This window comes from Streptomyces sp. bgisy027 (assembly GCF_057710365.1).
Genome location: NZ_JBYIVZ010000059.1, coordinates 1 through 24,751, shown reverse-complemented (window position 1 = coordinate 24,751; position 24,751 = coordinate 1). Strand labels below are relative to the sequence as shown.

Sequence of the window (24,751 nt, the reverse complement as noted above, 5' to 3'; positions counted from 1 at the left end):
ATGCGGATCACCTGTGCTGTCGCCGTGCTCGCCGCCGCGAACCTGTTGAACAACTGGCTCGCGCGGAGCCCCGCCATGTACGTGCTCATCTGCGTGACCGCCACGGCCGTGCTGCTGCTGATCGCCCGCTGGGACGGTCTGACCCGGGCCGATCTGGGGCTCGACCCGGAAGGGGTGCGCCGGGGGCTGCGATGGGCGCCCGTCCTGGTGGCGATCGTGGTGCTGGTCCTGCTGGTCCTCCTCGCCCTGCCGGCCGGGCGGGACGCGTTCCGGGACGCGCGGGCCGCGGATCTGTCCCTGGAGCGGATGCTGTTCGGGGCGCTGGTGCGCGTGCCCTTCGGGACCGTGCTGCTGGAGGAGACCGCCTTTCGCGGTGTGCTGTGGGCCATGATCCGGCGCCGGCACGGAACGGCGTGGGCGACCGGTCTGTCGTCGCTGCTGTTCGGGGTGTGGCATCTGATGCCCTCGCGGGGCATCAACCGCTCCAACGCCGCCGTGGGCTCGGTCTTCGGCGACGGCCCGGCGGGTGTGGCGCCCACGGTGGCCGTGGCGATCGTCGCCACGGCCCTCGCCGGGGTGGTGCTGTGCGAGCTGCGCCGCCGCTCCGGCAGCCTGCCGGCACCGATGGCCCTGCACTGGTCGGTGAACAGCCTCGGCTACGCGCTGGCCTGGGCGGCGCCGCGCTACTGGCTCGACGGCTGAACGCCGAACCCGGTACCGGGCGCTAGAAGTTGACCATGTGTCCGGCCAGTCCGTGCACCGCTTCCTTGACCGCCTCACCGAGGGTGGGGTGGGCGTGGACGTTGCGGGCGACCTCGTGGACGGTGAGGTCCCACTGCTGGGCCAGGGTCAGTTCGGGCAACAGCTCGGTGACGTCCGGGCCGATGAGGTGGCCGCCGAGGAGTTCGCCGTACCTGGCGTCGCTGATCAGCTTCACGAAGCCGGTCGCGTCGCCGAGGCCGTGCGATTTGCCGTTCGCGGTGAACGGGAACTTCGCCACCTGCACGTCGAAGCCCCGCTCGCGGGCCTGCTCCTCGGTCCAGCCGAAGCTGGCGATCTGCGGCTGGCAGTAGGTGGCCCGCGGGATCATCACGTAGTCGAGCTCCATCGTCTCGGCGTCCGCGATGGTCTCGGCGGCGACGATACCCATCGCCTCGGCCGCGTGTGCCAGCATCAGCTTCGCCGTCACGTCGCCGATGGCGAAGAGGTGCGGGACGGACGTACGGCACCGGCCGTCGACGTCGATCGCGCCGCGCTCGGTGACGGTCACACCGGTGCTCTCCAGGCCGTACCCGGAGACGTTCGGCGCGAAGCCGATCGCCTGGAGCACCTTGTCGGCTTCCAGGACCTGCCGGCTGCCGTCCTTGCCGGTGACCGTGACGCGCACGAGCTCGCCGGACTCGTCGACGCTGTCGACCCGGGTGGAGGTCAGCACTTCGATGCCCAACCGGCGGTACTGCTTGGCGAGTTCGGCGGAGACCTCGGCGTCCTCCAGCGGCGCCATACGGTCCAGGAACTCGACGATCGTGACCTTCACGCCGTAGTTGTGCAGGACGTAGGCGAACTCGAGGCCGATCGCGCCGGCGCCGGCGATGATGATCGATCGCGGCAGTTCCTCGGCGAGGATCTGCTCCTCGTAGGTCACCACGCGGGCGCTGCGCCGGGTGCCGGGCAGCAGCTTGGGCGTGGCGCCCGCGGCGATGATGCAGTGCTCGAAGCCGATGGTGCGGGTGGAGCCGTCGTAGCCCGCCACCTCGATGGTGTGCGGGTCGAGGAAGGTGCCGCGGCCGTCGATCTCGGTGATCTTGTTCTTCTTCATCAGGTAGTGGACGCCCTTGACCCGGCCGTCGGCGACCTTGCGGCTGCGGCGGAAGGCCTCGCCGTAGTCGAAGGAGACCTGCCCGTCCACCTGGATGCCGAAGGTCTTCGCCTCGCGGGTGAAGATGTGCGCCAGTTCGGCGTTGCGCAGCAGTGCCTTGCTGGGGATGCAGCCCACGTTCAGACAGACGCCGCCCCAGTACTTCTCCTCCACGACCGCGACCCGCTTGCCCAGCTGGGCGGCGCGGATGGCGGCCACGTAGCCGCCGGGACCGGCGCCGAGGACCACGACATCGAATCGCTCGTCCTGCTCGACCATGGGGAGTTCCTTCCTGAGTACGACGTCCTGCTCTGCCGGTGCCGGACTCCGTCGTGTGACGGTGTCCGGTTCTTCCAGCATGACCGCATCCACGGGGTCGTGTGGCGATGCGGGAGGGTGACGGTGATCTCAGGCGGGGTACGCCGTGGCGGTGCCCGGTGTGTGTCAGCCGACGCAGAGGAGGTTGAGCACGCAGAGCTGCGCCGGCGTGGTCTCCTCCGGTGCCGGGTCGCTCGGCGCCTGGGAGGCTCCGGAGTCCGCGCCGTCCGTAGGCGTCGGAGCCGGTGTCTGCTGGCCGGCGGACGAGCCGCCGCTGTCGCCCGGGTTTCCGCCGGAGGGCGGGGCGACGGTCTGCGTCTGCGGGACCGTGGTCGCCGTCGCGCTCGGGGTGGCGGCGTCCGGTCGGGTGAACTGCCGGGTGGTGCGCGGCGTGTCCACGGACTCCCGCGCGACGCTCGTCGGGGACGGCTTCGAGGAGGGCGCATCGGTGCGCGGGGTCTCGCGGGTGTCCGGCGGGGTGGACGCCGGGCGGGTGAGTTCCGTGTGCTGCTGTTCCGGAAGCTCTGTCTCCGGACGCTCCGGCGCGGTGGCCGCCTGAGCCTTGTCGCCGGACCCGCGGTCCACCGACGCGACGGCCAGTCCGCCGCCCATCAGGGCCACCGCGGTCGCGACCACGGCCCTGCGCTGGTTCTTCTTCCAGCGGGCCCGCTGACGACGCCGGGCGGCCCGGCCCTGCGGGGCGACGGATGCGGCCTCGGCGCCGTCCATGTCGCCGGCCGGGTCGGACGACGCGGTCGGGTCCGGCTCGGCCGGTGCCGTCTCGTCGCGGAAGTAGCCGTCGTACCAGGTGTCGACCGGGGGGCTCCCCCACGCCGTCGTGGCGCCCGCCGCCGGGCCCGGCCCTGCCGACGCGGCGGGACCCCCCGCCGCGGAGGGAGCGATGTCCGGGGCGTAGGCACCGCACCCGGGGCACACGAGGGCCCCGTTGAGATGCCGCCGGCACGAGGAGCAGTAGTCCATCTGCGGTCTTCCTGGCTTGACTGCGCCATCGGCCCTGGGCGGCCGCGGCCTGGTCGTGTTCGCATTCGGGATCGAACGGCCAGAACGCTAACGAGCCTTTCGACAGGCTGTGTGCAGCCTGAGTGATGCTCCTGCGCAGATGTCTCAGGAAATATGTACGCCCCATGCCCCGCTCACAGGTCGCAGTACCCCTCGTGGCGCATCCGGCGGCCTGCTCGCCCTGGAGCGAGGTGGAAGCCGACGGCGGTTTCGCGACCTCCGCGACCGGGCGTGCCTTCCAGGCCGTGGATGCGGACATCGCCGCCTCCGCGCCGGCCGAGGACGATGGCCTGCTGACCGACCGGGCACCGGAGGTCCTGCGAGCGGCTCGCACGGGTCGATCGCGCAGATCGCGGCCGAGGTCCATCTGACTCCCGGCACTGTCCGGAACCATCTCCCGGCGGCCGTGTCCAAGCTGGGGGCGCATCCGGGGCGAAACTTTCGCGTCGCCCCGTTGGTCTTTCCCCTGCGTGCGCGGTCGGCACATAGTGAGGGGCTGTCTGGCGACGGGGGCGTGGACGCCCCGTGAAGGGACGAGATGACGCGCAAGAACGCCCTGGTGGTCCGCGGTGGATGGGAGGGGCATGAGCCGGTCCGGGCGACGGAACTGTTCCTGCCTTTCCTGCGCGCCAACGGGTACACCGTCCGGATCGAGGAGTCCACCGACGTCTACGCCGACGCCGCCACGATGGCAGGCACCGACCTGGTCGTGCAGTGCGTGACGATGTCCCGGATCACCGCCGAGCAACTGGCAGGGCTGAGCGGAGCGGTCGTGGCGGGTACCGGCTTCACCGGCTGGCACGGCGGGATCGCCGACTCGTTCCGGGCCTCGTCCGACTATCTCCATCTGGTGGGCGGGCAGTTCGCGACCCATCCGGGCAAGGAGCCGTGCGAGCGCCGGGGCGGCCAGGAGGACAACTACCTGCCGCACACCGTGAACATCACCGAGCTCGGCCGCGAACACCCGGTCACCGCCGGCGTCGAGGACTTCGAGCTGCACACCGAGCAGTACTGGGTGCTGCACGACGACCTGATCGACGTACTGGCCACCACGACCCATCCGGTCCGGCCGTGGCATCCCTGGCACCGCCCGGTGACCTCGCCGGCGGTGTGGACCCGTCGGTGGGGCGCCGGACGCGTCGTCGTGACGACTCCGGGGCACAGCCTCGACGTACTGGATCACCCCGCCGTCCGCACCGTCATCGAGAGGGGCATGCTGTGGGCGACGCGCACCGCATCGGCATCGTAGGGCTCGGCGTCATCTCCCGCGCCTACCTGGACACACTCGTCGGCCACCCGGCGGTGCGTGTCACGGCGGTCGCCGACCTCGACGCCTCCCGCTCGGCCGCCGTCGCGGCGGAGGTGCCCGGCGCCCGGGCCATGGGCGTCGAGGAGTTGCTGAGCAGCGCGGACGTGGACACGGTGCTGAACCTCACCGTCCCCGCGGCGCACGCCGAGATCGCCCTCCGCGCGATCGGCCACGGCAAGAACGTGTACGGGGAGAAGCCGCTGACGGCCGAACTCGCCGACGCGCACACCGTGCTGGAGGCCGCCGCGAAGGCCGGTGTCGCCGTGGGCTGCGCGCCTGACACCGTCCTGGGCACCGGCGTCCAGACCGCGCGGGCGGCCGTGGCGGCGGGGACCATCGGGCGTCCCCAGTTCGCGTCGGCGGTGATGGTCACGCCGGGCCACGAACGCTGGCATCCGCATCCCGACTTCTACTACACCGCCGGCGGCGGCCCGCTGCTGGACATGGGGCCGTACTACCTTGCGTCCCTGGTCCATCTGCTGGGGCCGGTGCGTGCCGTGACGGGGTCGGCGGGCCGGCTGCGCGACGTGCGCGTCATCGGCTCCGGTCCGCGCGCGGGCGAGCGGATCCCGGTCGAGGTCGACACGCACGTCAGCGGCGTACTGGAGCACGTCGGCGGAACGCTGACGACGATCACGACCAGCTTCGACGGCGTGGCCACGACCGCCACGCCCATCGAGGTGCACGGCGAGACGGGCACGCTCGCGGTGCCCGACCCGAACCGCTTCGACGGCGAGGTCCGGCTCTTCGCACTCGGCGACACCCGGTGGCGCACACAGCCGGTCTCGGCGGGCTACGTCGACGGCGCCCGGGGCGTCGGCCTGCTCGACTTCGTGTCCGCCGGCCCGCAGCGACCGCCCCGGGCCGGTGGCGAACTCGCCCTGCACGTGCTGGAGACGATGACCGCTCTCCTGCGCTCGGCGTCGGAGGGCCGCCGCATCGAACTCGCGACCTCGGTACAGCCGCCCGTGTCCGTGCCGCTGACGGCCGCCGCGCAATGGCGGGGTGCCGGCGCCCGGTGACCGCGGCTCCGGTCAGTCCACCGGCCAGGTGTGCGCGGCCGCGTTCAGATGCATGTACTCCATGTACGTCCGGGTCATCCGTCGCAGCGCCTCGTCCCGGTCGTGGCCGGCCTTCTCCAGGTGATGGACCGTCTCGGCCTGCCACAGGGCGCCGTTGCGGGCGGTGACGCAGCGCTGCTCGATGATGCCGAGCAGGGGTTCGCGCCAGGCCGCGTCCATACCGGCGAGTTCCAGGCCGCGGTGGGCCTGGGGCAGCAGGCGCCGCAACACCAGTTCCGTGACCGGGACTTCGCCCATGCCTGGCCAGTACAGACGGGCGTCGATGCCCTCGCGGGCGGCGGTGTGGAGGTTCTCCTCGGCCACCGAGAAGGACATCCGGGTCCAGACCGGCCGGTCGTCGTCGACCAGGGCGCGGGTGAGGCCGTAGTAGAAGGCGCCGTTGGCGATGGTGTCGGCGACGGTGGGTCCGGCGGGCAGGACCCGGTTCTCGATGCGCAGATGGGGGCCGCTGTCGGTGACGGCATAGACGGGGCGGTTCCAGCGGTAGATCGTGCCGTTGTGCAGCGTCAGTTCGCCCAGTTGCGGTGCGTTGCCGCGGTCGTGCGCCTCCTGCGGGTCCTCGTCGTCGCGCAGCGGCAGGAGGGCCGGGAAGTACCGGACGTTCTCCTCGAAGAGGTCGAAGACGCTGGTGATCCAGCGCTCCCCGAACCACACCCGGGGCCGTACGCCCTGCGCCTTGATCTCCACCGGACGGGTGTCCGTGGCCTGCTCGAACAGCGGGATGCGCGTCTCGCGCCACAGCTCCTTGCCGAAGAGGTACGGCGAGTTCGCCGCGAGGGCGATCTGTACGCCGGCGACCGCCTGGGCGGCGTTCCAGTAGTCGGCGAACTCCCGCGGCGAGACCTGGAGGTGGTACTGCGTACTGGTGCAGGCGGCCTCGGGGGTGATGGTGTCGGCGTACGTCGACAGGCGCTCCACGCCGTCGACGGTGATCCGCAGATCTTCGCCCCGCGCGGCGAAGATCTGCTCGTTGAGCAGCCGGTAGCGCGGATCGCCGGACAGGGCGGTCTCGTCCACGTCCCTCTCGCCCAGCGTCGGCAGGATGCCGATCATGATCAGGTGCGCGCCCACGGCGGAGGCGCGTTCCTCGGCGTGGTTGAGCGCGTCGCGGATGGCCTGCTCCCACGCCCCGGGTCCGCCGGAGGTCAGCTCGCGCGGCGGGATGTTGATCTCCAGGTTGAAGCGGCCCAGCTCGCTCGACCAGGCGGGATCGGCGATGGCCCGCAGGACGTCGGTGTTGCGCATCGCCGGCCGTCCGTCGGCGTCGACCAGGTTGAGCTCGATCTCCAGCCCGACCTGCGGCCGCTCGCTCTCGAAGGTCGACTCGCGCAGCATCTGCGCCAGCACGTCGAGGCACGTGTGCATCTTGTCGCGGTACCGGCGGCGGTCCTCCCGCGTGAACACCAGGGCCGGAACGTCACGTCCCATCGCGCCCTCCCGAGTCCCCTCGGCGGATACCTCTCGTCCCAGAGTGGCACTTCGGACGGCACCGGGACAGTCAGGGGACGCCGTCGGTCCGCACGCGTGAGCGGGCCGGCAGTGCCCCGGCCCACGTCAGATCCCCTTGCCGCCCGTCGCGCACCCACCTAGCCTGAGTTTGTGCCGCAAATAAACAAAGCCCGTCAGCACAATGTCGTGCCGGGCACGAGCCGCGACCTGACCCGACTGCGCACAGCCATCACCGCCTTCTTCGCCCTGGACGGCTTCCTCTTCGCCGGCTGGGTCGTCCGGATCCCCGCCATCAAGCACCAGACCGGCGCCTCCGCCGCTGACCTGGGCCTCGCCCTCCTCGGCGTCTCCGCCGGCGCCGTCCTCACCATGACGCCGACCGGCTGGCTCTGCCGCCGCTACGGCAGCCACCAGGTCACGGTCGTGTGCGCCGTGCTGCTCTCCCTCAGCGTGGCCCTGCCCCCGCTGACCCACTCGGTGCTCGCCCTCGGCGCCGTCCTGCTGATCTTCGGAGCGGCCTACGGCAGCATCAACGTCGCCTTCAACAGCGCGGCCGTGGACCTGGTCACCGCCCTGCGCCGGCCGATCATGCCCAGCTTCCACGCGGCCTTCAGCCTGGGCGGCATGGTCGGCGCGGGCCTCGGCGGACTGGTCGCGGGCGCCCTCTCCCCCACCCTGCACCTGGCGGGCCTCGCCGTCGCCGGACTGCTCGTGACGGCGGTGGCCGCCCCGACGCTGCTGCGCCACGAGCCACCGCCCGCCCCGAGTCCCGCACCCTCCGGCCCCTCCGCACCCTCCGCGCCCGAGCCCTCCCGGCGCCCGCAGGCCAGAACCCGCGGCCTGGTGATCGTCTTCGGCCTGATCGCCGGGTGCACGGCCTACGGCGAGGGCGCGATGGCCGACTGGGGCGCCCTGCACCTCGAACAGGACCTCGACGCCTCGTCCGGCGTCGCCGCCCTCGGCTACTCCTGCTTCGCGCTGGCCATGACCATCGGCCGGCTCAGCGGTACGGCGCTGCTCGAACGGCTGGGTCACGGCCGTACCGTCGTCGCGGGCGGCGCCACCGCCGCGGCCGGGATGCTGCTGGGTTCGCTCGCGCCCAGCCTGTGGGCCGCGCTGCTCGGCTTCGCGGTGACCGGGCTCGGCCTGGCCAACCTCTTCCCCGTGGCAGTCGAACGCGCCGGCACCCTCGCCGGGCCGAGCGGCGTCGCCACGGCCTCCACCTTCGGCTACGGCGGCATGCTCCTCGGCCCGCCCGCCATCGGCTTCATGGCGGACTGGCTCTCCCTGCCCGTCGCCCTGACCAGCGTCGCCGTACTGGCGGCCATCGCCACGCTCATCGGGGTCGCGACCCGGCGAGCGGTGCCGAACTGACCCTGTCCCATGGCGCGTTGCGGACCCGCCGCATGGTCGCTCCCGCCCGCCCCGAGGATGATGACCGGATGGCACGACTCCACGACATCGTCATCGACTGTGCCCGTCCGGCCGCCACCGCTCGCTTCTGGGCCGCCGCCCTCGACGGTTACGCCGTCGCCCCGTACGACGAAGCCGAGCTCGCCCGGCTGCGGGCCCGGGGGATCGCCGGCCCGGAGGACGACCCCACCGTGCTGGTCGAACCCGTCGGCGGCGGCCCCCGTCTGTGGTGTCAGCTCGTCCCGGAGCCCAAGCGGGGCAAGAACCGTCTGCACCTGGACCTGGTCTGCGCCGACCCGGAGACCGAGATCGGCCGGCTCACCGCGCTCGGCGCGACCCTGCGCACCCGCCACGAGGACCACTGGGTGCTCGCCGACCCCGAGGACAACGAGTTCTGCCTGTTCCCGACTTCGTCCTGAGCGCCCTCAGACCCTGGCGAGTTCCGCGGCCCCGAAGGACACGTCGAACCGGTCGCACCAGATGCTGACGCTGCTGTACCGGGACAGGTCGACGTCCTGCGGCACGGCATAGTTCTGGCTGCCCTTGTTGCCCTTGAGCCGGCCCAGGCTGACGTACTCGCCGTCGTCGAACACGCGCCACCCGCCGACGCCCTCCTTCACCGGCGCGTCCGTCAGCCACACCCGCAGGTCCGGCCCGTTGCTGGTGTCGAGGTTCTCCAGCCGCAGGACATGGGAGCCGTCGGCCAGCCGCAGGAGTTTCACCGAGCCCGAGGTCGCGTGCTCATGGCTGATCAGCTCTCCGCCGGCCAGCGTCTTCGGTCCGGGCGCCGCCTCGGCAGGTGCCGAGGTCCCCGCCTCGGCGGGTGCCGAGGTTCCCACCGCGGCGGGCAGGGCCTCCTCCACCGTCGTGTCCTGCCACAGCTTCCACGGCTGGAACCAGTACAGCCAGAGGCCGCCCGCGACGAGAACCAGCACCAGCACCCCGAGCCCCAGCGGCCCCCACAGCGCCTTCCGCACGCGCCCCATACCCGTCTCACTTTCCGGTAGTCGTCCGTCGCCGTCCATTCAACGGAACCCGAGGCCCGCCGTGCACATCCGGCGTGATGACGAAAGTCTTACGTCACCGTACAGAGGCCCTTCTCCCGTCGAGCCCGCACCATCCGGCACACTCACCTCCATGGAGACAGCCGACTTCGTGCGAACCCTGGACCGTGAGGGCCTGCTGCTGGCCGCTGCCGCCGAGGAGGCGGGAGGGGAGGCGAAGGTGCCGACCTGTCCGCAGTGGCAGGTGCGGGACCTGCTGCGGCACACGGGCACGGTGCACCGCTGGGCGGCGGCGTTCGTGGCCGAGGGACACACCTCCTACCGGCCGGACGGCGGCCTGCCCGACCTCGACGGGGCGCAGTTGCTCGCCTGGTTCCGCAAGGGCCATCGCCACCTGGTCGACACGCTCGCGGGCGCCCCCGCGGACGTGGAGTGCTGGCACTTCCTGCCCGCCCCGTCACCGCTGGCGTTCTGGGCGCGCAGGCAGGCGCACGAGACGACCGTCCACCGCTTCGACGCCCAGTCGGCGCTCGGCGGCACACCGGACGAGATCGAGACCGGCTTCGCGGCGGACGGCGTCGACGAGTTGCTGCGCGGCTTCCACGCCCGTTCCAAGAGCCGGGTCCGCAGCGCCGGACCCCGGGTGCTGCGGGTGCGGGCGACCGACACGGACGACGCCGTGTGGACCGTACGGCTGTCGCAGGAGCCGCCCGTGACCGAGCGCGGCGACACCGCGCCGGCCGACTGCGAGATCTCCGGGCCGGCCGACCTGCTGTATCTGTCGCTGTGGAACCGAGTGCCCTTCCCGCAGGTGAGCGGCGACGCCTCGATCGGCGTGCTGTGGCGGGAGAGCTCCGCCGTCATCTGAAGCCGAACCCGGCCCGTGCGCGGGTCAGTTCGTCAGCATCCTGGTCAGCACCGCGCGTTGCATCGGCAGTACCTCGCCGTGCAGCGCGCGCCCCCTCGGCGTGAGGGCCACCACCACGCCGCGGCGGTCCTGAGGGCACATGCAGCGCTCCACGAGGCCGTCCTTCTCCAGCCGGGCGATCAGCCGGGACAGCGCGCTCTGACTGAGATGGACGCGCTCGGAGATCTCCTGCACCCGCAGTGCCGAGCCGCTGCGCGCCGAACCGCCGGCCAGGACGTCCAGGACCTCGAAGTCACTGGCGCACAGGCCGTGTCGATGAAGCGCGCGATCGAGTTCGCACTGGGTGCGCGCATGCAGCGCCAGGAGGTCCCGCCACTGGTCCACGAGCGCCTGCTCGGCCTTCTTCGCCGCCATGGGCGCACCGTAGCAGAATTCGGCGATCATTGCATTCGCATTAAATGCACTTACATCTCATGCATGCGCATGTAGTGTCCTCGGCATGACCTCTCCGCTCAACTCCCCGGCGGCCGCGACCGCCGCGGCCCGCTGGACGCCCCGGCTGTGGGGCACCCTGCTGGTGCTGTGCGCCGCGATGTTCCTGGACGCGCTGGACGTGTCGATGGTGGGCGTCGCCCTGCCGTCCATCGGCGCCGACCTGGGCCTTTCGACCTCGACCCTGCAATGGATCGTCAGCGGCTACATCCTGGGCTACGGCGGCCTGCTCCTCCTCGGCGGACGCACCGCCGATCTGCTGGGGCGGCGCCAGGTGTTCCTGGTCGCCCTGGGCGTCTTCGCGCTGGCCTCGCTGCTCGGCGGTCTCGTCGACTCGGGTCCGCTGCTGATCGCCAGCCGCTTCATCAAGGGCCTGGCGGCGGCGTTCACGGCACCGGCGGGCCTGTCCATCATCACCACGACGTTCGCCGAGGGCCCGGTGCGCAACCGCGCCCTGTCGATCTACACGACCTGCGGCGCCACCGGCTACTCGATGGGCCTCGTCTTCTCCGGCCTGCTCACCGAGGCCAGTTGGCGTCTGACGATGCTCCTGCCCGCGCCCATCGCGCTGATCGCCCTGGTCGCCGGCCTGAAGCTGCTGCCGCGCAGCGGGCGCGAGAAGACGGAGGGCGGCTACGACATCCCCGGCGCCGTCCTCGGCACCGCCTCGATGCTGCTGCTCGTGTTCACCGTCGTCCAGGCCCCGGAGGCCGGCTGGGGCTCGGCCCGCACGATCCTGTCCTTCGTCGCGGTCGCCGTCCTGCTCACCGCCTTCGTCCTGGTCGAGCGGCGCAGCCCGAGCCCGCTGATCAGGCTGGGCGTGCTGCGCTCCGGCGCCCAGGTCCGGGCACAGCTCGGCGCGTTGACGTTCGTCGGCAGCTACATCGGCTTCCAGTTCCTGGTCACGCTGTACATGCAGCAGCTGCTCGGCTGGTCGGCGCTGCACACGGCACTGGCCTTCCTGCCGGCGGGTGCGCTCGTGGCGCTGTCGGCGACGAAGGTCGGTGCGGTCATCGACCGGTTCGGCACCGCGCGGCTGATCGCGGTCGGCTTCGCGCTGATGGTCGCGGGCTATCTGCTCTTCCTGCGCATCGACCTCGACCCGCTGTACGCGGCGGTGATCCTGCCGACGATGCTGCTGGTCGGCTCCGCCTTCGCGCTGACCTTCCCCTCGCTCAACGTCCAGGCAACCAACGGCGTCGACGAGCACGAGCAGGGCATGGTCTCGGGTCTGCTCAACACCTCGGTGCAGGTGGGCGGCGCGCTGTTCCTGGCCGTGGTGACGGCGGTCCTGACCGCGAACGCGCCGAAGGAGCCGGCGTCCCCGCAGGCCGTGCTGGACAGCTATCTGCCCGCCCTGGTCGTGATCACCGGGATCGCGGCCACGGGGCTGCTGATCGCCCTCACCGGACTGCGCACGCGTCGCGAGCAGCGGACCGTCGTGGTCGCCAGGTCCACCGCCCAGGAGGCGGAAGCGGAGCGCGTGGCGGTCCGCGACTAGGGGGAACGCCTCCCTATGTGCCCGGCGGAGCCGCTTGCTCCGCCGGGCACACCCCTGTTTGACTCGAAGGATGGAGAACTTCGGGGGACGACGCGGTCAGGCCGAGCGGGACGCGATCACCGTCGAGATCGGGTACGCGCTGTTCAGCGCCGCGTTCGCGGCGGCGCTGCTGTTCGCGGTGATCGTCGGGCCGGCGTACGTCTTCGACCTGTCGAAGGGCACCCGCGGCACACTCGTCGGCGTCGGCACCACGGTCGCGGTCGTGCTGTTCTTCGCCCGGGTCGTCAGCGTCCTGACGCGGTTCCGCCGGGAGTCTCAGCCCAACCAGCCGGGCCGCACCAACCCCGACTCGTAGGCCAACACCACGAGTTGGGCGCGGTCGCGGGCGCCGAGCTTCACCATGGTGCGGCTGACGTGGGTCTTCGCGGTGAGCGGGCTGACGACCAGGCGGCGGGCGATCTCCTCGTTGGACAGGCCGATGCCGACCAGCGCCATCACCTCCCGCTCGCGCTCGGTGAGTTCGGTGAGGGTGCCGGCGGCCGCGGGTTCCTTGGAGCGGGCGGCGAACTCGGCGATGAGGCGGCGGGTCACGCCGGGCGAGAGCAGTGCGTCGCCCTCGACCACGGCCCTTACGGCACGCAGGAGTTCGTCCGGTTCGGTGTCCTTGACCAGGAAGCCGGAGGCGCCGGAGCGAATCGCCTCGAAGACGTACTCGTCGAGTTCGAAGGTGGTGAGCATGACCACCTTCACCCCCGCCAGGGCGTCGTCGCCGGTGATCCGGCGGGTCGCGGCGAGTCCGTCGAGGAGCGGCATGCGGATGTCCATCAGGACGACGTCGGGCCGCAGTTCGCGCACCTTGCGCAGCGCGTCCTCGCCGTCGGCGGCCTCGCCGGCCACCTCGATGTCGGGTTGAGCGTCGAGCAGCGCCCGGAAGCCGGCCCGCACCAGTGACTGGTCGTCGGCGAGCAGTACGCGGATCACCGGTCCTCCTCCGTCTCGGCGGGTGCCTTCAGCGGCAGTACGGCGAGCACCCGGAACCCGCCGTCGTCGCGCGCGCCCGCCTCGATCGTGCCACCGAGGGCGGCCGCCCGCTCCCGCATTCCGGCCAACCCGTTGCCGCTGCCGCCCGCGTCGGCGCCGGTCGCGGGTCCGTCGTCGTCGATGCGCAGCCGCAGTGTCCTGCCGTCGCCGTGATCGAGGTGCACACGCGCGTGCCGCGACCCGGAATGGCGTACGACGTTGGTGAGGGCCTCCTGCACGATGCGGAAGGCAGCGAGGTCGGTGCCGGGCGCGAGGCTGGGCGGTTCGCCCTCGACCTCGACGGTGAGACCGGCGCTCGCCGCCTGCTGCACCAGTTCGGGCAGCCGGTCGAGGCCGGGGGCCGGAGCGCGCGGGGCGTCGCCGGGGGTGCGCAGCGTGTCGAGGACCTGGCGAACCTCGCCGAGGGCCTCCTTGCTCTGGGCCTTGATCGTGGTGAGCGCCGTGCGGGCCTGCTCGGGATCGGTGTCGAGCAGGGCGAGGCCGACGCCCGCCTGGACGTTGATCACGGAGATGCTGTGCGCGAGGACGTCGTGCAGTTCGCGCGCGATCCGCAGCCGTTCCTCGTCGGCCCGCCGCCGGGCCGCCTGCGCGCGCTCGGCCCGCTCCTTCACCCACTGCTCGCGTCTGGTCCTGGCCAGCTCCGACACGGCCACGATCGCCGCGACCCAGGCGGCGATCACGGCCTCCTGGCCCCAGGGGGCGGCCGGGTCGCCGGAGGGCGGCAGCCACTCGTAGAGCCAGTGGGCCACCAGCACATGGGCGATCCAGAGCACTCCGACCGCCGTCCAGGCGGCTTTGCGGTGCCCCATGACGATGGCGTTGAAGCAGGCCACGGCGACGGTCAGGAAGACCGGACCGTAGGGGTATCCGGCACCCAGGTAGACGATGGCGGCCACCGTCGTGCCGAACGCGACGGCCACGGGATGGCGCTTGCGCCACAACAGCAGTCCACCGGCGACGAGCAGCAGGACGCGGGCGAGCGGGTCGAGGCCCTCGCGGTCCTGCTGGCCGCGAGCCGCGTAGGTCGAGCCGGCCATCACGAAGACCGTGATCAGCAGGGTGGAGCGCCAGGGCCACCACTGGACGCGCTCCTCGCCGTCCTCCCAGCGGTTCCACCACGGCGGCCCGTGCCGCCACCACATCGGCGGACCGCCGCCGCGGCGTGCCTGCTGCTCGTCCATGTCCGCCACGCTAGACGCGTCGAGCGCCCGGCGGCGTCACCCGCGCGTGGTGATCACGCGTACTCCCCGCGAAGTACGTCCCCGGCCCCGGACGTCCGCAGGCGGTGCCCCTCGGGCCGGCCCCCGCGGCTCATTCCAGGCCCACCTCGTGGGCGAGCCGGACGGCCGCATGGCGGAAGAACGGCGGGCTGTCCTCGACGACCCGGTTGAACTGACCGAACAGCTCGAATCCGACGAGCCCGAAGAGCTGCGCCCAGGCCGCGACCAGCGCGACGACCGTCGCCGGGGGGAGGTCGGGGGCCAGGTCGGCGGTCATCCGCTCGGCCTCGGTGCGCAGTTCGGCGGGCAGCGCCTGCGGTTCGGCCAGGACGTCGCCGTGGTGGGCGTCGCGGAGGATGCCGATGAGGAGGAGCCCGACGCGGGAGGCGGGCGGGACGGTAGTGGTGGGGGCGATGTATCCCGGCACGGGCGAGCCGTAGATCAGCGCGTACTCGTGCGGACGGCGCAGCGCCCAGGCGCGGACGGCGTCCGCCACGGCCGTCCAGCGCTGAACGGGTCCGGCCCCCGCGACCTCCGCGTGCGCGGCCTCGGCGCTCTCGCCGAGGGAGTCGTAGGCGTCGATGATGAGAGCGGTCAGCAGGTCGTCCCGGCTGGGGAAATAGCGGTAGAGCGCGGAGGAGACCATGCCGAGTTCGCGGGCCACGGCGCGCAGCGACAGCTTGGCGGCGCCCTCGGCGGCGAGCTGTCTGCGGGCCTCGTCCTTGATGGCCGCGGTGATTTCCATCCTGGCGCGGGCGCGGGCGCCCTGTGCGGTGCTGCTCATGTGAGGCAGTCTCCCACGAAAGACGGAGCAGTGCACACAATCAAGAGCACTGCTCTTGCTTTGGATCGGCATTCTCGTGCACACTGCTCTCAAGCAAGAGCGGTGCTCTCTCAACCAGTCCTCCAGGAGTCTCCATGTCGTCGCCGTACTACCTCAAGGGCAGCCCGCTGAACGTCCGCTTCAACAGCATCGTCGGCTGGCTGGCCCGCCACGGGCTCAGCATCGCGGGCACGGCGGAGATGTCGGTGCGCGGTCGCAAGAGCGGCAAGATGCAGCGCATCCCGGTCAACCCGCACGTCCACGACGGCGGGCAGTACCTCGTCTCCGCCCGCGGCCACTCGCAGTGGGTGCGCAACATGCGGGCCGCCGGGGGCGGGGAGCTGCGGGTCGGCCGCAAGGTCCGCGAGTTCACCGCGGTGGAGCTTCCCGACTCGGAGAAGCTCCCGCTCCTGCGGACCTATCTGGAGAAGTGGGGCTGGGAGGTCAACCAGTACTTCCAGGGCGTCACCGCGAAGTCCTCCGACGAGGAGATCATCGCCTGCGCCCCCGACCACCCCGTCTTCCGGATGACCGTCCGCAAATGAGCCGGCGTCCTTGCCGAGCCGGGGCCCTCGCCGAGTCGGGGCCCGTCAGGAGGTTGCCTCGTCGCCCGCCGGCACCGGGTCGCCCACCGGCGCCTGACGACGGTCCATCGCGGTCAGGGCGCGCTGGGCCATGGGGTGACTGCGGACCAGCTCGCCCAGCGACGTCGAGCCGCGGGTGATGTCCGTGAACGCCCTCCAGGCCGGCCGCAGACCGGTCAGCGCCGCGTGGAAGAGCCCGGGACGGCGCTCGAACACCGTCAGCAGCCGCTTGCCGACGCTCATCTCGACGCCGAGTCCCGCCTTGATAGCGAAGGCGTAGTTCAGGGCCTGGCGCCGGGTGTCCACGGCGTCGTGCGCCTCGGCGATCCGCACCGCCCACTCCCCCGCGAGCCGCCCCGACCGCAGCGCGAACGAGATGCCCTCACGGGTCCACGGCTCCAGCAGTCCCGCCGCGTCACCGCACACCAGCACCCGCCCGCGCGACAGCGGGGAGTCGTCCGCCCGGCAGCGGGTCAGATGCCCGGAGGAGATGCTCGGTTCGAAGCCGGCGAGGCCGAGCCGGCCGATGAACTCCTCCAAGTACCGCTTGGTCGCGGCGCCTTCGCCGCGCGCCGAGATGACACCGACCGTGAGCGTGTCGCCCTTGGGGAACACCCAGCCGTAACTGCCGGGGATCGGCCCCCAGTCGATGAGGACCCGGCCCTTCCAGTCCTCGGCGACCGTCTCCGGCACCGGGATCTCCGCCTCCAGGCCGAGATCGACCTGGTCGAGCTTCACCCCGACATGCGCCCCTATGCGGCTCGCGCTGCCGTCCGCGCCGACCACGGCCCGCGCGAGCAGCGTCTCGCCGCCCTGGAGGACGACGGCGACGGAGCGCCGGTCCGGCACCGCCGAGCCGTGCTGTTCGACGCGCTGGACGGTCACGCCGGTACGCACCTCGGCGCCCGCCTTCTGCGCGTGCTCGACGAGTTGCTGGTCGAACTCGGGCCGGTTGATCAGCCCGAACAGCGTCTGCTTGGAGCGGCGGGTGCGGCTGAAGCGGCCGTTGTTCGAGAACGTCACCGCGTGCACCCGGTCCCGGAAAGGCAGCTCGAAGCCGGGCGGCAGCGAGTCGCGGGAAGGGCCGATGATGCCGCCGCCGCAGGTCTTGTAGCGCGGCAGCTCCGCCTTCTCCAGCATCAGTACGCGCCGCCCGGCGACCGCCGCCGCGTACGCGGCCGAGGCCCCCGCCGGTCCCGCACCCACCACGACGACGTCCCACACCTGCTGCACGTCGTCCGCCGAAGAGTTCTCGCTGCTCACGATGGTCTACTGCTCCCGATCAAGCCGCCGCCTGCTGCTGTCCCTCCGCATCCTACGGTGGGCATCGTCGCAGGCCGCTGTGGGAGGATCACAGCACTCACACGTATAACGTCGCACCCACAAGGAGCGTGCCCATGTCGTCGAATCCGGTCGCCGAGACCGTCGCCTCGCTGATGCCCAGGGCGCGGGCGGAGCTCACCGAACTGGTGGCCTTCAAGTCGGTGGCGGACTTCGACCAGTTCCCGAAGAGCGAGAGCGAAGGCGCCGCCCGCTGGGTCGCCGACGCGCTGCGCGCCGAGGGCTTCGAGGACGTCGCCCTGCTGGACACCCCCGACGGCACGCAGTCGGTGTACGGCTGCCTGCCCGGCCCCGAGGGCGCGAAGACGGTCCTGCTGTACGCCCACTACGACGTGCAGCCCCCGCTGGACGAGGCCGCCTGGAGCACCCCGCCCTTCGAGCTGACCGAGCGCGACGGCCGCTGGTACGGACGGGGGGCCGCCGACTGCAAGGGCGGCCTGATCATGCACCTGCTCGCGCTCCGCGCGCTGAAGGCGAACGGCGGCGTGCCGGTGCACGTCAAGGTGATCGCCGAGGGCTCGGAGGAGATGGGCACCGGTGGTCTGGAGCGCTACGCCGAGCAGCACCCCGAACTGCTGGCCGCCGACACCATCGTGATCGGCGACGCGGGCAACTTCCGTGTCGGACTGCCCACGGTCACCTCGACCCTGCGGGGCATGACCTCGGTGCGCGTGCAGATCGACACCCTCGAAGGCAACCTGCACTCCGGCCAGTTCGGCGGAGCCGCGCCGGACGCGCTCGGCGCGCTGATCCGCGTACTGGACTCGCTGCGCGCCGAGGACGGTTCGACGACGGTGGACGGGCTGACCGGCGAGTCGTCATGGCAGGGGCTCCAGTACGACGAGCAGCAGTTCCGTGACGACGCCAAGGTCCTCGACGGCGTCGAGCTGCTCGGTTCCGGCACGGTCGCCGACCGTATCTGGGCCCGCCCGGCCGTCACGGTCCTCGGCATCGACTGCCCGCCGGTCGTCGGCGCCACCCCGTCGGTGCAGTCGAGCGCGCGTGCCCTGCTGAGCCTGCGGGTGCCGCCGGGCGTGGACGCGGCCGACGCGACCAAGCTGCTCCGGGCCCACCTGGAGAACCACACGCCGTGGGGTGCCCGGGTGCGCACCGAGCAGACCGGCCAGGGCCAGCCGTTCCGCGCCGACACCAGCAGCCCGGCGTACCAGGCGATGGCGGACGCGATGGCGGTGGCGTACCCCGGTCAGGAGATGCAGTACGCCGGCCAGGGCGGCTCGATCCCTCTGTGCAACACCCTCGCCGCGCTGTACCCGGACGCGGAGATCCTCCTGATCGGCCTGAGCGAGCCGGAGGCGCAGATCCATGCCGTGAACGAGAGCGTGTCGCCGCAGGAGCTGGAGCGCCTGTCGGTCGCCGAGGCGCTGTTCCTGCGGAATTACGCGGCGAGTTGAGGGTCGCGGCGGTAAGGATGGGTGCGTGACCCGCACCGAACGCCTCGCCGCCCACACCGACGTCGCCACTTCGCTCGCGCTGCTCTCCGACCGTGAACTCGTCGGTCTCGTGGAGTCGGGCACACCGCTCGGCACCGGGATCGGCGGGCGTTCGGCGCTGGTCGAGGTGGACGGCAGACGGGTGTTCGTGAAGCGGGTGCCGCTCACCGACGTCGAGCTGCGGCCGGAGAACGTCCGCTCCACGGCGAACCTGCTGGGCCTGCCGGCCTACTTCCACTACGGGATCGGCAGCCCGGGGTTCGGTGCCTGGCGCGAACTCGCCGTGCACACGATGACCACCAACTGGGTGCTGGCCGACCGCTTCCAGGGCTTCCCGCTGACCCACCACTGGCGGGTCCTGCCCGACACACCGCAGCCGCCCCACGAGTTGCTCGCCGACCTGGAACGGGCCGTCGCCCACTGGGGCGGCGGCCCGCAGGTGCGCGAGCGGCTGGAGGGGCTGCGGACGGCGTCGGCGAGCCTGGTGCTGTTCCTGGAGTACGTGCCGTACACCCTGAGCGACTGGCTGGACGCCCGGGTGCGCACGGACGACGCCGACGCCGCGTGCGCCTTCGTGGACAAGGAACTCAGGGCCGTCACCGGCTTCCTGCGCGAGGAGCGCCTGCTGCACTTCGACGCCCACTTCCACAACTTCCTCACCGACGGGCAGCGGCTCTACCTCGCCGACTACGGACTCGCTCTCTCCGCCCGCTTCCCGCTCACCCCGCAGGAGCGGGACTTCTTCGAGCGGCACCGGGACTACGACCGCGTGTACACCGCCTTCCACTACGTGAACTGGCTCGCGACCGCCCTGTACGGTCTCGACCGGGACGGCCGCGATGCCTTCGTGCGTGCCTGTGCCGACGGCGAGCCGGCCCGGGGGATCCCGCGGGCCGCCGCGGACATCATCGGGCGCCACGCGCCGCTCGCCGCCGTCATGGGCGACTTCGCCCGGCGGCTCCAGAACGAGAGCAGGCTGACCCCGTTCCCCGACGCGGAACTGCGGCTCGCTCAGGAGGGCGCCGGAATGCCCGCCTCCAGGTAGAGCGCGGCCCCGCGTTCACGTGCTCTGAGCGCCCAGCGCAGCCGCTCGTAGCGCACCGGCGGCAGCAGTTCGGCGGCCTCCTCCTCGGTGACGAAGCGCCAGTCGCGCAGCTCGGGTCCCGGCAGCAGCAGGCGTCCGGCCTCCTCGGAGTCGAGCCGGCCGCCGTCGAAGAGCAGGCGCAGACCGCCGTAGCCCGGAGGCGTGGGCCGCTCCCAGTCGACGACCAGCAGGCGCGGTACGTCCTCGAGCCGTATCCCCGTCTCCTCGGCGACCTCACGCATGCCCGCCCGTGCCGGTGCCTCGCCGCGCTCGACGACGCCGCCGGGGAACTCCCAGCCGGCCTTGTACGTGGGGTCCACCAGCAGTACCCGGTCCTGCTCGTCGAAGAGGAGGACGCCCGCGGCGAGGGTCTCGGCGGTGGGCTCGGGCGTCTGCACGATGTCGCAGACCGGAACCGTCCCGTCACCGACCGCCTCCGCGATCCGGACAGCGGTCTCGTACGGCGTCAGAGCGCTGTTGTCGACCGGGTGGGCGTCGGCGGTGAGCCAGGAGGCGAGCGCGGTGCGGTACGGCTCGATGTGGTCGTACGACCACTGCCGGATCCGTATCTCGTCGTCGGGCGGCTCCGGCGGGACCTCCCGCCCCGCTATTCGCTCCCGCAGGATCGTTTCCGCCGGGGTGAGGAGCACATGCTGGACGGTGATCCGGCGGGCGGCGAGACCGCCGAAGATCTCGTCGCGGTACTCCTGGCGCAGCAGCGTCATCGGCACCACGAGGGTCCCGCCGAGCTCGGCGTGCAGTGCGGCAGCCGTGTCGATCACGAGACGGCGCCAGATCGGCAGATCCTGGAAGTCACCGACCTCGGTGAGGTGTTTGGGCGGGAGCAGGTGGGTGAGTGCTCCGCCGATGACCTCGGGGTCGAAGAGCGTGCTGTTCGGGATCAGCTCGATCAGTTCCCGTGCGGTGGTGGTCTTCCCCGCACCGAAAGCGCCGTTGATCCAAACGATCACGTTTCCCCCTCTTCTGTTGGCCCCCTGTGGCTTGCCCGCTCCACCCTGCCACGGAAACCAGCTCTCGTAGAGGGCGCATGACAACGGCGCCGGAGCCCCCTCGGATGCGGGGCCGCGGCGCCGTGCGGTCGGGTCGGCGGGCTCGTCAGCCCTTCTTTCCGGGCTTGCCGTGCGGAGCGTTGTTCACGGCCCGGTCCGTCTCGCGGTTGATCGCCTTGCCGAAGGTGTCCAGCGCCTGGTCCACGTTGACCCCGGCGAGCTTGGTCGTACCGGTGGTGCCGAGGCCGCCGAGCTTCTTGCCGGTCATGTCCAGGCCGGCGGCCTTGAGCTGACCACCGGTGGTGCCGGGCAGTCCGGCCGAAGGAGACCCGGTGCCGGAGACACCGGAGTTCTCGACCGAGTGGGACGGAGTGACCGCCGCGACGACGAATCCGGTGGCCAGGGAGGCAATGGCGAGCATGCTGCGCTTCTTCATGGCCGGTTCAACTGTCGAACGGCCGTGGAGTCACGCCCCGCCTCAGCACGAACCGGACACCAGCGCGTCCTCGGCCCCGACCCGGCCCCGGTCGCCGCGCCGCCGCCGTACGAGATCACCGGCCGCTTCCGGCCAGTCGGCGTACGCGAAGTCGAACCCTTCGGCGAGCAGCCGGCCGGGGACGACCCGCCGGCTCTTCAGCAGGAGCTCGGTGTCCGTGCGCAGGGCGAAGGCGCCGAGCTCGGCCATCGCCCGCGTCGCGGGCAGGCCCACGGGGACGCCCCAGGCCGAGCGCAGCTCCCGCATGAAGGCGCGCTGCGGGACGGGGTGCGGGGCTGCGAGGTTCACCGCTCCGCGCAGGTCGTCGCGATCGAGCAGGAACTCGACCGCGCGCACGAAGTCCCGGTCGTGGATCCAGGAGACGTACTGCCCTCCGCCCGCGACCGGGCCGCCGAGCCCCAGCCGCGCGAGCCGCAGCAGGACGTCGAAGACACCACCGCGGTCAGGGCTCATGACCATGGCGGAGCGCAGGGCGACCTTGCGGGTGTGCGGCGTGTCGGCCACCTCCTGCGCCCGCTCCCAGGCCCTGGCGATCTCGACGCTGTAGGACCAGTAGTCCGGCACATCGGGCTCGCTGCCGCCGATGACACCGGTCGCCTCGTCGTTCGGGGCGTCGAAGCGGTGGGCGTAGACGGTGGCCGTGCTCATCTGGAGCCAGACCCCGGGCGGCCGGGCGGCAGCGGCGATCGCCTCGCCGACGATTTCCGTGGAGTGCACCCGCGAATCCATCATGGCCCGCAGATTGGCCGGGGTGTAGCGGCAGCTGACACTGCGCCCGGCGAGGTTGATCACGACGTCGCTGCCGTCGATCTCCTCGGTCCACGGGCCCCACGCCCGCCCGTCCCACTCGACCTCGCGCTCCCGTGCGGGCCTCCTGGTCAGGACGACGACCTCATGACCCGCCGCGCTCAGCGCACGGTTCAGGATCGCGCCCACCTGCCCGGTTCCTCCGGGAATCACTATTTTCATCGGCTCCCCCTCGGTAGGGGAGCGAGCTTATCGCAGAGTGTTGAACATGTTCAAAAAGCACACCGCCGAAAATGCGCCAGCACCACAGGTTCCGCTACGCACCACTTTCCAACACACTCCGACAGGTTCTACCGTGAGCGAACTATGACGCGTGCATGACGGAACTCCGATGCCCTCGCGTCATCCCGCTTTCGCAGGTACGGAGGAACGTGACGATGCGTCACCTTCACACCCGCACAACCCGGAGAAGGCTCCTCGGCGCGCTCGCGGCGGGGGTGCTGTGCGCCACGGGACTGGCCGCACCCGCGGCCGTCGCTGCACCGGTGACCACACCCGCCGTGGACGCCGTGAACGCCATGGACGCCATGGACGCCATGGACGCCGTGAACGCCGTGAACGCCGTGAACGCCGTGAACGCCATGGACGCCGGTCTCGCGCTCACCCCGCCCATGGGCTTCAACAACTGGAACTCCACCCACTGCCGGGCCGACTTCAACGAGGCCATGGTCAAGGGGATCGCGGACATCTTCGTCGAGAGGGGGCTCAAGGAGGCGGGCTACGAGTACGTCAACCTCGACGACTGCTGGGCCCTGCCCGGCCGGGACGCGAACGGCAAGCTCGTGCCCGACCCGGTCCGCTTCCCCGCCGGGATCAAGGCGGTCGCGGACTATGTGCACGCCAAGGGCCTGAAGCTGGGCATCTACACGAGCGCGGGCACCAAGACCTGCAACACGGCCGGCTTCCCCGGCGCCCTCGGCCATGAGTACAGCGACGCCCAGCAGTTCGCGGACTGGGGTGTGGACTACCTCAAGTACGACAACTGCAACAACCAGGGCGTGGACGCCAAGCAGCGCTACACGACCATGCGCGACGCGCTCGCGGCGACCGGCCGGCCGATCGTCTACAGCATCTGCGAATGGGGTGAGAACAAGCCCTGGGAATGGGCCGCCGACGTCGGGCAGCTGTGGCGCACCACCGGGGACATCAGCGACAACTGGGGCTCGATGCTGTCGATCCTCAAGCAGAACCTGCCGCTCGCGCCGCACGCCGGCCCCGGCCGCTGGAACGACCCCGACATGCTGGAGGTCGGCAACGGCGGCATGACGGACACCGAGTACCGCTCGCACTTCTCGATGTGGGCCGTCATGGCGGCGCCGCTGCTCATCGGCTCCGATCTGCGGTCGGCCTCCGAGGAGACCTTCGAGATCCTCGGCAACCGCGAGGTCATCGCGGTGGATCAGGACCCGCTGGGCAAGCAGGGGGCCGTGGTCTCCTCGGCGGGCGGACGGTGGGTCGTCGCGAAGGAGATGCGGGACGGCAGCCGCGCGGTGGCACTGTTCAACGAGTCCGGCAGCGCTCAGCGCATCACCACGAGCGCCGCGGCGGTCGGGCTGCCTGCCGCGGACGCGTACACGATGCGTGACCTGTGGCAGCACCGCAGCTACAACACCGCGGGCACGATCTCCGCGACCGTGCCCGCGCACGGCACGGTTCTGGTCCGTGTGCAGGACGGCGGCCGGTGGGCCCAGCACCCGCCTGCCGCCGAACTCGGCCTGGAGGGCGGTACGTTGGTCGAGGCGGGGCGGACGACCGGGCTGACCTCGACGGTCACCGATCTCGGACGTACGGCCGCCAAGCGTGTGTCCGTCGCGCTGACGGGGCCCGAGGGCTGGTCCGTCAAGGCGACTTCGCCGACGACGTCGCCCTCGCTGCCGACCGGTCGGTCCCTGCGTACCGAGTGGGCGGTCAGAGCGCCGGCGGGGACGCCTGTGGGGTCGTACGGCCTGACTCTGAAGGCGAGTTACCGGTCGCCGACCGGTGTCCGGGTGGACAGCGTGCTGCCGCTCGGCGTGACGGTGGTGGCGCCGCCGCCCTCGGGGACCTCGGGGCTCGGTGACCTGACGTGGCTGTCGGCCACGAACGGGTGGGGGCCTGTCGAGCGCAACACCAGTAACGGTGAGAGTGAGGCCGGTGACGGCAATCCGATCACCATCGGTGGTGTCGTGTACGGCACGGGACTCGGTGTCCATGCCGAGAGCGCCGTCGAGTACTACGCGGGCGGCGCGTGCGAGACGGTGACCGCGCGGGTCGGTGTGGACGACGAGGAGGGTGCGGACGGGACCGTCGCGTTCGAGGTGTGGGCGGACGGTGTGAAGGCCGCTTCGACCGGAGTCCTCACCAACGCGATGCCGGCCCAGCCGGTCACGGCCGATGTGACCGGTGCCCAGGTCGTCCGGCTGGTCGCCACGGACGGCGGCGACGGGATCACATCGGACCACGGGGACTGGGCTGAGGCGCGGTTGAGTTGTTGAGCCAGGGGTGGGTGTGCCTGCGGCAGCCTGTGCCGGGTGGTGGGGGCGCGCGTAGCGCCTGCGGTGTGGGGGTGGGTCGGGGCCGTGCCGGGGGGTGTCCGTCCTC

General features: G+C 71.7%; 24 protein-coding genes. 12 read left to right on the top strand and 12 right to left on the bottom strand.

The window, feature by feature from the left end:
- Positions 1 to 702, top strand: coding sequence for a CPBP family intramembrane glutamic endopeptidase (locus AC3ETA_RS39930; protein WP_432197802.1), 702 nt, complete (start codon positions 1 to 3; stop codon positions 700 to 702).
- Between the two features lie 22 nt (positions 703 to 724).
- Here AC3ETA_RS39930 and lpdA read toward each other — a convergent pair whose 3' ends face one another.
- Both lpdA and AC3ETA_RS39920 read right to left on the bottom strand, forming a co-directional pair.
- Positions 725 to 2,137: a dihydrolipoyl dehydrogenase gene (gene lpdA / locus AC3ETA_RS39925; RefSeq protein ID WP_432197833.1), complete on the bottom strand. Its 1,413-nt coding sequence runs from the start codon at positions 2,135 to 2,137 to the stop codon at positions 725 to 727.
- 165 nt (positions 2,138 to 2,302) lie between these two features.
- Entirely contained in the window at positions 2,303 to 3,157 is an 855-nt protein-coding gene (locus AC3ETA_RS39920; RefSeq protein WP_432197801.1) for an SCO2400 family protein, read from the bottom strand.
- 577 nt (positions 3,158 to 3,734) lie between these two features.
- Here AC3ETA_RS39920 and AC3ETA_RS39915 point away from each other — a divergent pair.
- Positions 3,735 to 4,445 (top strand): ThuA domain-containing protein, encoded by a 711-nt coding sequence (locus AC3ETA_RS39915; protein WP_432197800.1) that lies wholly within the window; start codon positions 3,735 to 3,737, stop codon positions 4,443 to 4,445.
- Positions 4,415 to 5,527 carry a Gfo/Idh/MocA family protein gene (locus AC3ETA_RS39910; RefSeq protein ID WP_432197799.1) on the top strand — a complete coding sequence of 371 codons (1,113 nt, stop codon included), beginning with the start codon at positions 4,415 to 4,417 and terminating at the stop codon, positions 5,525 to 5,527. Before AC3ETA_RS39915 ends, AC3ETA_RS39910 begins: the two co-directional genes overlap by 31 nt.
- Positions 5,528 to 5,539: 12 nt before the next feature.
- On the opposite strand, the gene AC3ETA_RS39905 is transcribed toward AC3ETA_RS39910, so the two are convergent.
- Entirely contained in the window at positions 5,540 to 7,015 is a 1,476-nt protein-coding gene (locus AC3ETA_RS39905) for a glutamate-cysteine ligase family protein (protein ID WP_432197798.1), read from the bottom strand.
- A 207-nt stretch (positions 7,016 to 7,222) separates the two neighbouring features.
- On the opposite strand from AC3ETA_RS39905, the gene AC3ETA_RS39900 reads away from it, so the two are divergent.
- Together AC3ETA_RS39900 and AC3ETA_RS39895 are read left to right on the top strand one after the other, a co-directional pair.
- Entirely contained in the window at positions 7,223 to 8,410 is a 1,188-nt protein-coding gene (locus AC3ETA_RS39900) for an MFS transporter (protein ID WP_432197797.1), read from the top strand.
- Positions 8,411 to 8,478: 68 nt separating this feature from the next.
- Positions 8,479 to 8,868: a VOC family protein gene (locus tag AC3ETA_RS39895; protein WP_432197796.1), complete on the top strand. Its 390-nt coding sequence runs from the start codon at positions 8,479 to 8,481 to the stop codon at positions 8,866 to 8,868.
- Between the two features lie 6 nt (positions 8,869 to 8,874).
- On the opposite strand, the gene AC3ETA_RS39890 is transcribed toward AC3ETA_RS39895, so the two are convergent.
- Entirely contained in the window at positions 8,875 to 9,435 is a 561-nt protein-coding gene (locus tag AC3ETA_RS39890; protein ID WP_432197795.1) for a DM13 domain-containing protein, read from the bottom strand.
- Between the two features lie 151 nt (positions 9,436 to 9,586).
- Here AC3ETA_RS39890 and AC3ETA_RS39885 point away from each other — a divergent pair, with 151 nt between their 5' ends.
- Positions 9,587 to 10,321 (top strand): maleylpyruvate isomerase family mycothiol-dependent enzyme, encoded by a 735-nt coding sequence (locus AC3ETA_RS39885; RefSeq protein WP_432197794.1) that lies wholly within the window; start codon positions 9,587 to 9,589, stop codon positions 10,319 to 10,321.
- Between the two features lie 24 nt (positions 10,322 to 10,345).
- Here AC3ETA_RS39885 and AC3ETA_RS39880 read toward each other — a convergent pair whose 3' ends face one another.
- Positions 10,346 to 10,735: a MarR family winged helix-turn-helix transcriptional regulator gene (locus tag AC3ETA_RS39880; protein WP_432197793.1), complete on the bottom strand. Its 390-nt coding sequence runs from the start codon at positions 10,733 to 10,735 to the stop codon at positions 10,346 to 10,348.
- Positions 10,736 to 10,820: 85 nt separating this feature from the next.
- On the opposite strand from AC3ETA_RS39880, the gene AC3ETA_RS39875 reads away from it, so the two are divergent.
- Both AC3ETA_RS39875 and AC3ETA_RS39870 read left to right on the top strand, forming a co-directional pair.
- Complete coding sequence (locus AC3ETA_RS39875) at positions 10,821 to 12,314, top strand: MFS transporter (protein WP_432197792.1); 1,494 nt, start codon at positions 10,821 to 10,823, stop codon at positions 12,312 to 12,314.
- Between the two features lie 70 nt (positions 12,315 to 12,384).
- Positions 12,385 to 12,669: a DUF6332 family protein gene (locus tag AC3ETA_RS39870; RefSeq protein WP_432197791.1), complete on the top strand. Its 285-nt coding sequence runs from the start codon at positions 12,385 to 12,387 to the stop codon at positions 12,667 to 12,669.
- On the opposite strand, the gene AC3ETA_RS39865 is transcribed toward AC3ETA_RS39870, so the two are convergent.
- The 3 genes from AC3ETA_RS39865 to AC3ETA_RS39855 form a co-directional block, all read right to left on the bottom strand.
- Complete coding sequence (locus AC3ETA_RS39865) at positions 12,630 to 13,295, bottom strand: response regulator transcription factor (RefSeq protein ID WP_432197790.1); 666 nt, start codon at positions 13,293 to 13,295, stop codon at positions 12,630 to 12,632. The two genes, AC3ETA_RS39870 and AC3ETA_RS39865, sit on opposite strands and share 40 nt — an antisense overlap.
- Positions 13,292 to 14,536: a sensor histidine kinase gene (locus tag AC3ETA_RS39860; RefSeq protein ID WP_432197789.1), complete on the bottom strand. Its 1,245-nt coding sequence runs from the start codon at positions 14,534 to 14,536 to the stop codon at positions 13,292 to 13,294. The genes AC3ETA_RS39865 and AC3ETA_RS39860 overlap by 4 nt, the downstream gene beginning before the upstream one ends.
- Before the next feature lie 130 nt (positions 14,537 to 14,666).
- Entirely contained in the window at positions 14,667 to 15,359 is a 693-nt protein-coding gene (locus tag AC3ETA_RS39855; RefSeq protein ID WP_432197788.1) for a TetR/AcrR family transcriptional regulator, read from the bottom strand.
- A gap of 134 nt (positions 15,360 to 15,493) precedes the next feature.
- Between AC3ETA_RS39855 and AC3ETA_RS39850 the strand changes: the two genes are divergently transcribed.
- Positions 15,494 to 15,943, top strand: coding sequence for a nitroreductase family deazaflavin-dependent oxidoreductase (locus AC3ETA_RS39850; RefSeq protein WP_432197787.1), 450 nt, complete (start codon positions 15,494 to 15,496; stop codon positions 15,941 to 15,943).
- Between the two features lie 45 nt (positions 15,944 to 15,988).
- Here AC3ETA_RS39850 and AC3ETA_RS39845 read toward each other — a convergent pair whose 3' ends face one another.
- Positions 15,989 to 17,245, bottom strand: coding sequence for a geranylgeranyl reductase family protein (locus AC3ETA_RS39845; protein ID WP_432197786.1), 1,257 nt, complete (start codon positions 17,243 to 17,245; stop codon positions 15,989 to 15,991).
- Positions 17,246 to 17,379: 134 nt separating this feature from the next.
- On the opposite strand from AC3ETA_RS39845, the gene AC3ETA_RS39840 reads away from it, so the two are divergent.
- Complete coding sequence (locus tag AC3ETA_RS39840; RefSeq protein ID WP_432197785.1) at positions 17,380 to 18,735, top strand: dipeptidase; 1,356 nt, start codon at positions 17,380 to 17,382, stop codon at positions 18,733 to 18,735.
- Between the two features lie 25 nt (positions 18,736 to 18,760).
- Positions 18,761 to 19,819, top strand: a complete 1,059-nt coding sequence (locus tag AC3ETA_RS39835; protein ID WP_432197784.1) for a protein kinase family protein — start codon at positions 18,761 to 18,763, stop codon at positions 19,817 to 19,819.
- Here the strand turns inward: AC3ETA_RS39835 and AC3ETA_RS39830 are convergent.
- The 3 genes from AC3ETA_RS39830 to AC3ETA_RS39820 form a co-directional block, all read right to left on the bottom strand.
- Positions 19,786 to 20,829, bottom strand: coding sequence for an NUDIX hydrolase (locus AC3ETA_RS39830; RefSeq protein ID WP_432197783.1), 1,044 nt, complete (start codon positions 20,827 to 20,829; stop codon positions 19,786 to 19,788). The two genes, AC3ETA_RS39835 and AC3ETA_RS39830, sit on opposite strands and share 34 nt — an antisense overlap.
- A gap of 145 nt (positions 20,830 to 20,974) precedes the next feature.
- The gene (locus AC3ETA_RS39825) at positions 20,975 to 21,304 is read right to left on the bottom strand and encodes a hypothetical protein (protein WP_432197834.1); all 330 of its coding nucleotides are present in this window, start codon (positions 21,302 to 21,304) and stop codon (positions 20,975 to 20,977) included.
- Between the two features lie 42 nt (positions 21,305 to 21,346).
- A complete protein-coding gene (locus AC3ETA_RS39820) occupies positions 21,347 to 22,333 on the bottom strand; it encodes a TIGR01777 family oxidoreductase (RefSeq protein WP_432197782.1) in 987 nt (328 codons plus the stop codon).
- A 215-nt stretch (positions 22,334 to 22,548) separates the two neighbouring features.
- On the opposite strand from AC3ETA_RS39820, the gene AC3ETA_RS39815 reads away from it, so the two are divergent.
- Positions 22,549 to 24,645, top strand: a complete 2,097-nt coding sequence (locus AC3ETA_RS39815; protein ID WP_432197781.1) for an NPCBM/NEW2 domain-containing protein — start codon at positions 22,549 to 22,551, stop codon at positions 24,643 to 24,645.
- Positions 24,646 to 24,751 lie beyond the last annotated feature (106 nt).